Annotated in this window: 6 protein-coding genes and 1 pseudogene; 6 read left to right on the top strand and 1 reads right to left on the bottom strand. The window is 54.7% G+C overall.

Annotated features, from left to right (window positions below):
• Positions 1–77: 77 nt before the first annotated feature.
• The 4 genes and pseudogenes from JK211_RS16370 to JK211_RS16355 form a co-directional block, all read left to right on the top strand.
• Positions 78–638, top strand: a pseudogene (locus JK211_RS16370) (nucleoside recognition domain-containing protein); the annotation flags it as partial.
• Complete coding sequence (locus tag JK211_RS16365; protein WP_212709687.1) at positions 631–1098, top strand: YjiG family protein; 468 nt, start codon at positions 631–633, stop codon at positions 1096–1098. The pseudogene JK211_RS16370 and the gene JK211_RS16365, both read left to right, overlap by 8 nt.
• A 68-nt stretch (positions 1099–1166) precedes the next feature.
• The gene (locus JK211_RS16360; RefSeq protein ID WP_212709686.1) at positions 1167–2273 is read left to right on the top strand and encodes an amidohydrolase; all 1107 of its coding nucleotides are present in this window, start codon (positions 1167–1169) and stop codon (positions 2271–2273) included.
• Positions 2274–2453: 180 nt separating this feature from the next.
• Positions 2454–3818, top strand: coding sequence for a glycoside hydrolase family 28 protein (locus JK211_RS16355; RefSeq protein WP_212709685.1), 1365 nt, complete (start codon positions 2454–2456; stop codon positions 3816–3818).
• A gap of 72 nt (positions 3819–3890) precedes the next feature.
• Here JK211_RS16355 and JK211_RS17030 read toward each other — a convergent pair whose 3' ends face one another.
• Entirely contained in the window at positions 3891–4022 is a 132-nt protein-coding gene (locus JK211_RS17030; RefSeq protein ID WP_256441198.1) for a hypothetical protein, read from the bottom strand.
• Between the two features lie 191 nt (positions 4023–4213).
• Between JK211_RS17030 and JK211_RS16350 the strand changes: the two genes are divergently transcribed.
• Entirely contained in the window at positions 4214–4825 is a 612-nt protein-coding gene (locus JK211_RS16350; RefSeq protein ID WP_212709684.1) for a methylthioribulose 1-phosphate dehydratase, read from the top strand.
• Between the two features lie 52 nt (positions 4826–4877).
• Positions 4878–7193, top strand: a complete 2316-nt coding sequence (locus JK211_RS16345; protein WP_212709683.1) for a molybdopterin guanine dinucleotide-containing S/N-oxide reductase — start codon at positions 4878–4880, stop codon at positions 7191–7193.
• Positions 7194–7395: the final 202 nt, after the last annotated feature.

Here is a 7395-nt window from a genome sequence, read left to right as displayed (position 1 = left end):
AACGCACAGAAATGGAAGCCACAAAAGTACCTCAAAAACACCATCATACACTAAATCAATAAGTTGGTATCATTACCGTCAGAGGGATGGAATGGCTGGGCGCATTCGATTTTACCACCCTCGGCGGAGCCTTCGGTACCCTGAAAGCCGGTGGTTCAGGGACCTTTGTCGGCAGTGGCGGATTAGGTGCGAAAGCCGGTTTTCTGTTTGCCTTGTCGCTGGTGCCTACGGTAATGCTGGCACTTGGCTTACTTGAAATATTTACCTATTACGGCGCGATCCGTGCAGCCCATAAATTACTGACTCCATTACTAAAACCATTACTTGGCTTGCCCGGCTACACCGGGCTGGCACTGATCACAGATTTACAGAGTACCGATGCCGGAGCAGCATTAAGTAAAGAGCTGTATGACAGTCAAAAAATTACCCGTAAACACGTCGTGATCATGGGGGCCTGGCAGTATTCAGGGGCCGGTCTGATTAATAATTATTTCGCGATTGGTTCTGCACTGTTTGCCTCACTGACAACCCCGCTAATTGTTCCGTTATTACTGATGTTTGTACTGAAATTTGTCGGCGCAGGTCTGGTCAGAATGACGTTAAACACGGTCTGTAAAAAGGATTTTATCCATGAGTAATCCATTGTCTGCCCGTAGCAACCCGTTTGATATTTTTGTTATCGGGGCCCGTAAAGGCTTCAATATCGCCATCAACAATCTGATGCCAAATGTGGTGATGGCCTATGTTATTGCCGAAATGCTCAATCTGCTCGGGATTATGCAGTTTATCGGCCATCTTTTTGCGCCGGTAATGGGGGTTTTTGGTCTGCCCGGTGAAGCAGTGACCGTATTGCTTACCGCCTGGCTCTCTTCGTCAGCAGGTACCGGCGTCGCCGTCAGCCTGCTGACTAAAGGCACCTTAGATCCCGCACAGATCACCATACTGATCCCCGCCATTTTTCTGATGGGTTCCCAGTTACAATATATGGGCCGTCTGCTGGGGGTGGCGGACGTCCCGAAGAAATACTGGCCGTTACTGATGCTGGCCAGTGTTATCAACGCGGTGATCTCGATGCTGATTATGCGTTTTATTGCCTGAAACTATAACTACATCGTCCCGGCCGGCCTGAGTGCGCCGGCCTGACCGAAAAGATCAAGGAGTGAAATATGTCACGTACCTTACAGCACTTTAGTGTGCTGCATGAAATTCCGGAGCTGGGCTTCGAAGAATTTAAAACCTCCGCCTACATTGCGTCGGCCCTCGAAACCGCAGGATTTAACGTTACTCGTAACATTAACGGCACCACCGGTATTATCGCTGAACTGGACAGTGACAACCCCGGGCCGGTATTAGCACTGCGGGCCGATATGGATGCCCTGGGGCATATTATTGACGGGCAGCACGTCGCTCGCCATACCTGCGGCCATGACGGTCACTCTTCAGTTGTGCTGACTGCCGCAGAAGAGATCCTGCGCGAAGGCCTGGTCAGAAAAGGTAAGCTGAGGATCCTGTTTCAGCCCGCCGAAGAACTCGGGACCGGGGCGATTGCGATGGTAGAAGGCGGTGCACTGGAGAATGTGGATATGCTGCTGGGTTTCCATCTGCGTCCGGTGGAAGAATGTCCGATGGGCCAGGCGGTTGCTGCCATGTACTATTCAGCTTCTGCGACCGTAGAAGCCGTATTTACCGGAAAATCAGCCCATGCTGCGCGCCCGCATCTCGGGGTGAACGCCCTGGATGCAGCGGTACAGGCAGTGCAGGCGGTAAACAGTATTCATCTGTCACCGTCCCTGACCTTCAGTGCCAAAGCTACCCGTTTCCTGTGCGATGCGGGGGTCACAAACTCCATCCCTTCTGAGGCGCGGGTATGCTGGGATCTGCGTTCAGCAGAAAATGCACCGATGGACGAACTGAAACAAAAAGTCACCGCTGCGCTGCAAGGCAGTGCCGACGCACTCGGGGCCAGTGTGGAGATCAGTATCCTGAAACAGATGCCGGCGGCTATTCTGGACGAAGATGCCACCGGAATTATCAGCCAGGCTATCTGCCAGCAACTGGGCGAAGCAGCTTTGCAGCCCGCCAGAACAACCCCCGGCAGCGAAGACTTCTTCCATTACCTTCGTCTCTGCCCGCAGGTCAAAGGTGGCTTCTGGGGACTGGGAGCTAATCTGACCCCCGGTCTGCACCATCCGGATATGCACTTTGACCACGATGCGCTGGCTATCGGCGTCCGAATCTTCAAATCCTGTGTACGTCAGGTACTGGGCGAGTAATGTTTTCGGCCTCTTGTGCGGAGGCCGGACTTCAGTATTCTTTCCCCCGCCCCCGGCGGTCAATTGTGTCAGCCAGTAAACACTGTGCACATTCCGAAACGCTTATTTTCTGGCAGCCTGCCGCGCAGCGATAAATGATAGATCCTGATACTTTCCGGGCCAATTTTTTCAGGAAAATCTATGTCATTGACCAAAATAAACCGCCGTTTGCTGGCACTGTCCGGCGTTATCAGTGTATCCGTACTGGCACCGCTGGGTTCCGCCTGCGCCGCTGTGGCCAGTCACCACTGTCTGTTTACCCCTTCTGCCGGGACAAACAGGGTTACCGTGCCCCTGCAACAGGCTATTGACCAGTGTCATCAGCAGGGAGGGGGTGTTGTCACCCTGCCTGCCGGTGAATGGATCAGCGGTCCGCTGATGCTGAAAAGCCACGTCACTTTACACCTTGCCGCCGGCAGTACCCTGAAATCTACCGGTCATCCTGCTGATTTCAGGCCCGCCTTTATCAGTCAGCCGCTACGGCCACAGGAAGCGCTGATTATTGCCAGCCATGTTACCGATGTCGGACTAACCGGCCCCGGGACTGTGGACGGCCAGGGACAGCATCACTGGTGGCCGGTCGCCACCGAGGCACGTAATCACCTGAAACAAGGGGACAGCCAGTGGTTTACCCGCCGCTGGCAAGGTGTCCCTGCTGCTAACGGTATGCCACGTCCGTGGCTGATTGAATTTGACCATGTACAGCACGGCACCATCAGTAAGCTGCAGGTGATCAATTCCCCGATGTGGAATGTAGTACTGCGTGACAGTCAGGATATTCAGGTCAGTCACAGCTCTGTGACCAACCCGCCAGACTCACCAAATACGGATGGGGTGGATATTGTGTCATCGCAGCATATCAGCCTGGATCACCTGAAATTGTCGACCGGTGATGATGATATTTCGATTAAATCCGGGCTGGCTTCTGCCGGTAATGCCCCGGCCAGCCGTGATATCACTATTGAAGATATTGATGTCCTGCGCGGCCACGGCGTATCCGTCGGCAGTGAAACCGCCAATGGTATTGGCCGTGTGACCCTGAAAGATATCCGGTTTAACGGTACCGAAAACGGGCTGCGGATCAAATCCGGCCGTGACCGTGGTGAAGGGATCGGTCCTTTTACTGCGGATAATATCCGCATGACCGGCGTCATTGTTCCGCTGGTGATCACCGACAGCTACGGAGGAAACGGAGGATATTCAGCGAACAGTCTCGGCGTCCTTTCTCCGGCTGCCGTTGGCCGCTATACCCCGTTTATTCACGATGTCACCATTAATCATCTGACCGCCAGCGGTGCGAAAATGGCGGGTATTATCAGCGGTCTGCCAGAAGCGACACTCAGGAATATCCGCTTACAGAATGTATGGATCTCCGCCGGCCATGGCCTGCAGAGCCGTTACGTGTCCGGCAGCCGCAATAACGTGCATATTACGACACCGCCTCATGGACTCCCATGGCAACAGGGACCGGAAAACCACTGGACCGGGCAGTTTACAGCAGGGTAAGTTATAGCACGGCGGCCGGATACATTGCCGGCCGTGATAAATCTGTTTTCCCTTACCCGCAGGTACTGATGATCAAATATTCAGACTGTTTTGTCGCGGACTATCCGTTCCGCGAGCCGCCTCAGTCACGTTACTCTGCGGCAACGTACCGGTGAGCATCCGCTGGCCGATGGACTGACCGGCCAGTTCCGGAAAGGCAATCATGGGGCCGTCCGTATTCCGTCAGCGGAGTGACCCGCCAGCGCATATTCTCCGGGATTGCCCGTCACTGCCGCCCGGGCAGAGAATTATTGCTCCCCTGATGGCACAGTGATAACATCCTTACAGCCATTTAGACGGCTAAAACCGGAAGAATAATTCAGATAAACACAACATCAGGTATTAAAGGAATCCGTATGTGGCAACAACGACTGGCGGACTTAGTCACCGCCTGCCATTGGATCGGCAGTAAAGGCTGGGCACCTGCGACCGGCGGTAATATGTCAGTACGTCAGGACCCGCAATGGTGCTGGCTCAGTGAATCCGGCCGCGATAAAGGCTCGCTGACGACGGACGATTTTTTGCAGGTCGATATTGCAACCCTGCAGGCCCCTTCCGGGCGCATTCCCTCGGCCGAAACCGGTTTACATACCCTGGTGTACCGCCTGTTTCCGGAGGCTAACGCGGTATTACATGTTCATACCCCGAATGCCACCGTACTGTCACGCCTCGAGACCGGCCCGCAGCTGAACCTGTCCGGTTACGAAATGCAGAAAAGCCTGAGCGGGCAGACCAGTCATCTGGACACGGTCCCGGTGGCCATTTTCGATAATGATCAGGATATTGCTGCCCTTGCGCAGCGTATTGAACACTGGTCAGAAACACACCCGCTCAGGTATGGTTTTCTGCTGCGCGGACATGGCCTGACCTGCTGGGGTAAAGATGTCAGCGAGGCCCGCCGCCATCTGGAAGGTCTGGAATTTTTGTTTGAATGTGAACTAAAACTGCGCAGCTTCGGTACTCAATAACCCGTGCCAGCCCGCCAATACCTATAACCCAACACCAGACAGGCCGTTATTGATGCAAGCTGAAAATAAACTTACCTCCACACACTGGGGGACTTACCATGTCGACACCGCGGACGATAAAATTACCGCCATGACGCCGGTGGCATGGGATAAGAACCCGTCACCGATAGGCCAGTCAATGCCGGAGGCCGTCACCGGCAATACCCGTATCCGCCGTCCGGCGGTCCGCCTCGGCTACCTGCAGCACGGCCCTGATTCCCGTGAAGGCCGCGGTAAAGAACCGTTCGTTGAGGTCAGCTGGGAAAAGGCGCTGGATTTACTGGCTGGTGAACTGCACTCTGTTAAACAGCGTCACGGCAATCAGGCCATTTTTGGCGGCTCTTATGGCTGGGGCAGTGCCGGACGTTTTCACCACGTTCAGAGCCAGCTGCACCGTTTTCTCAAAGGTTTCGGCGGTTATACGGCCAGTACCAATACCTATAGCAGCGCTGCCGGGGAGCGTATTTTACCCCATATTATCGGTCCCCTGAGCCCGCTGCATAAGCAGCACACCCATTTTTCGGTACTGGCTGAGCATTGTGAGGTTTTCGTTGCCATCGGGGGCCTGCCGCTGAGGAATTCACAGGTCAATGTCGGCGGTGCCAGCGATCATATGCTGAAGTACTGGCTGGAAAAGATGCAGGCCCGCGGGGTGAAATTTATCAATGTCAGCCCGGTCAAAAACGATCTCAGCGCAGTCAGTAATGCACAGTGGCTGCCGGTCAAACCCGGCACAGATACTGCACTGCTACTGGCCTTGTGTCAGACATTAATCAGTGAAGATCTGCATGACACGGCCTTTATTGCCAGTCATACGGTCGGCTTTGAACCCCTGCGTCAGTACCTGAACGGCGAGACCGATGGTGTGGAAAAAAATGCCGCCTGGGCAGCCCCCCTGACCGGGTTAAGTGCCCGGCAGATCACTGAACTGGCCCGCACCATGGCTGCGCAGCGCACCATGGTCAATATCTCCTGGTCCCTCCAGCGCTCACGGCAGGGGGAACAGGCCTATTGGGCAACGGTTGCACTGACTGCCCTGCTCGGTCAGATCGGCACACCGGGTGGCGGCCTCGCTTTCGGCTATGCCTGTACCAACCTGGCAGGGGCTGATCGGCGGTCGTTCTCCGGGCCACGCCTGCCCGCCGGTGAAAATAACGTTAAGAGTATTATTCCGGTCGCCAGGTTGTCAGATATGCTGTTAAATCCCGGCGGAGAGTATCAGTTCGATGGCCGGCAGTGCCGGTATGCCGACATTCGTTTAGTTTACTGGGCGGGGGGCAATGCATTTCATCACCACCAGGACCTGAACCGGCTGGCGGAGGCGTGGCGACGTCCGGAAACCGTAGTGGTCCACGAACAATACTGGACTGCGCAGGCCAAATTCTCGGATATTGTTCTGCCTGCCACCACAGTACTGGAACGTAATGATATCGGCAGTGGCAGTCATGACGGGTTTATGGTGGCCATGCGCCAGCATATTGCGCCGTTTGCCGGGGCCCGCGATGATTACGCTATTTTTTCTGACCTGGCCGCACGGCTTGGTTTTGCAGATAAATTCACCGAAGGGCGTAATCCGGAACAGTGGCTGAAACATATTTATGATGAATCCAGACCGCGCGCGGAAAAAGACGGTATCGATCTGCCGCCGTTTGATGAGTTCTGGCAACAGGGCAAACTTGAATTTGACCGGCCGGTTACCCCGCAGGTATTTTTAGCGGATTTCCGTGCCGACCCGCAACAGTACCCGTTAAGTACCCCTTCCGGCAGGATCGAACTGTTCTCTGAAACCATTGCTGCATTTGGTTACAGCGAATGCCCGGGTTATCCGTACTGGGATCCCCGTGAATATGAATTTCAGCAACAACAGTCAGAACAGTGGCCGCTGCATATGCTCTCCAGCCAGCCAGCAACACGGCTGCACAGCCAGTATGATCATGGCAGTATCAGCCGCCGCACAAAAATCCACGGCCGCGAACCCTTATGGATGCACCCTGACGATGCAGCAGCACGTGATATTACCGAAGGCAGTGTGGTGAAAGTGTTTAATCAGCGCGGAGCAATCCTCGCCGGAGCCCGCATCAGTGATCAGATCCGCCCCGGGGTGATCCAAATCGCTACCGGTGCCTGGTATGATCCGCAGGATCCCGCCACCCCGGGATCACTGGATAAACACGGTAACCCGAATGTGCTGACCGAGGACCGGGGCAGTTCACGTCTTGGCCAGGGCTGCAGCGCCCAGAGCTGTAAAGTAGAAATTGAACGCTGGCAGCAGCCTCTGCCGGAGATTACCGCTTTCTCTCCGCCGGAATTTGTCACCCTGAGTGAATAATTATCGCAGACCTCTCCGCTAACTCCCCGTCCCGCTAAACAGGGTCCGCTCCGGCGGACTCTTTTACTATCCTCATGAATACATATTCAGCCGGAAAACAGACTTTCCGCAGACATTTAATTCCTGGTAATGCTACCAACTTATTGATTAGTGTATGATGGTGTTTTTGAGGTACTTTTGTGGCTTCCATTTCTGTGCGTTG

Origin of the sequence: Tatumella sp. JGM130 (assembly GCF_018257525.1) — a bacterium.
GTDB lineage: Bacteria > Pseudomonadota > Gammaproteobacteria > Enterobacterales > Enterobacteriaceae > Tatumella > Tatumella punctata.
This window is presented reverse-complemented; position numbering and strand designations above follow the sequence as displayed.

What these genes read in the sequence shown, in the direction of transcription:
- JK211_RS17030 (WP_256441198.1), bottom strand. Translation starts at nt 4,022, where the DNA reads ATGATTGCCTTTCCGGAACTGGCCGGTCAGTCCATCGGCCAGCGGATG.
- JK211_RS16360 (WP_212709686.1), top strand. Translation starts at nt 1,167, where the DNA reads ATGTCACGTACCTTACAGCACTTTAGTGTGCTGCATGAAATTCCGGAG.
- JK211_RS16365 (WP_212709687.1), top strand. Translation starts at nt 631, where the DNA reads ATGAGTAATCCATTGTCTGCCCGTAGCAACCCGTTTGATATTTTTGTT.
- JK211_RS16345 (WP_212709683.1), top strand. Translation starts at nt 4,878, where the DNA reads ATGCAAGCTGAAAATAAACTTACCTCCACACACTGGGGGACTTACCAT.
- JK211_RS16350 (WP_212709684.1), top strand. Translation starts at nt 4,214, where the DNA reads ATGTGGCAACAACGACTGGCGGACTTAGTCACCGCCTGCCATTGGATC.
- JK211_RS16355 (WP_212709685.1), top strand. Translation starts at nt 2,454, where the DNA reads ATGTCATTGACCAAAATAAACCGCCGTTTGCTGGCACTGTCCGGCGTT.